This is a genomic window from Bacillus sp. LR--39, assembly GCF_053613335.1.
This window is the reverse complement of sequence record NZ_JBSIOT010000417.1, coordinates 1-982: the sequence shown is the minus strand read 5'-3', so window position 1 is coordinate 982 and position 982 is coordinate 1. Positions and strand designations below refer to the sequence as shown.

The 982-nt window shown below is 43.7% G+C and carries 1 protein-coding gene; it reads right to left on the bottom strand.

The features are described 5' to 3' along the window. The coding region (locus tag ACWHAR_RS23720; protein ID WP_452088021.1) for a DNRLRE domain-containing protein at window positions 1-982 on the bottom strand (982 nt) is incomplete at both ends.

Below are 982 nucleotides of genomic sequence, written 5' to 3'. Positions count from 1 at the left end.
CTTCCGCCGGAGTTCTTATAGACCGGGGATGGGTCTAGTGCCAATTCGGCTCCGTCCTTGCCGTCCAGATGCAGTTTATATCTCTTGGAAGCAATTTCTGCGCTCGTAGGCCAGATTTTTTTCCCTTTTGTGCTCCACGACGTGACGTTGCCTGTAGAAATCGCTTGATATTCTTTACCATTGTAAATCCATACCTTATACCCTTTCGCCCCTTCAACCTTTTTCCAACTGATATCAAAATAACCAGTGGAATCACCATTGTGATAGGCTTTAATTGTAGGGATGTTTCCCTTTGGTATGGTATACGTCACTTCAATATACGGTTTATTGGCTGAGTTCGCGGAAGAAATTAGTTTTTTCCAATACTCCTTGCCGTTTCCGTTTGTATGAAGCTTAAATTCATAGTTGGCCCCGCCGGAGTTCCATGACTTTACAGCAGCGGTCACATCATAACTCGCCCACTGTCCTTTATGGACGTCGGCTTTTCCGATATTTTTAGATGCCGGTTTGGTGTTCCATGTCACTTTTGCATTATCATAATTGCTGTTGACCGTATCCAGCCAAAGGCCGGTTGCCTTTGTTCCATAATAGGAATGGGCTACGTATGTTTTTAATGTAGCTTTAGTGACAGTCATATTTTGAATTGGCTTTAGGTTGTTAAATTTCATGAACGCATAGTTTGTGCCTGTTGTTTTGTCATAATAGCCCGTTTTCAGTACATAGGCCTTTAAATTAGCATCCCATTTTTGTGAGGAGGCCGAATAGTTCGTCGTCGGGTAGGCACTCATGACAAACGTATCCGATGAAACAGATAAAGAAGTTGACGGGTCGATAGATACTGGATATACGCGTTCCGGGTCTTTCAGCCAGTTCTCGTCTGCCGTAAGATGAAGCAAATACCCTCCTTCATTCTTTTCCAGCTTATAGCTGACTTTGTCTGACCGTTCAACCTCGCCGGAAAGCTCATCTAGTTTTGAATCCG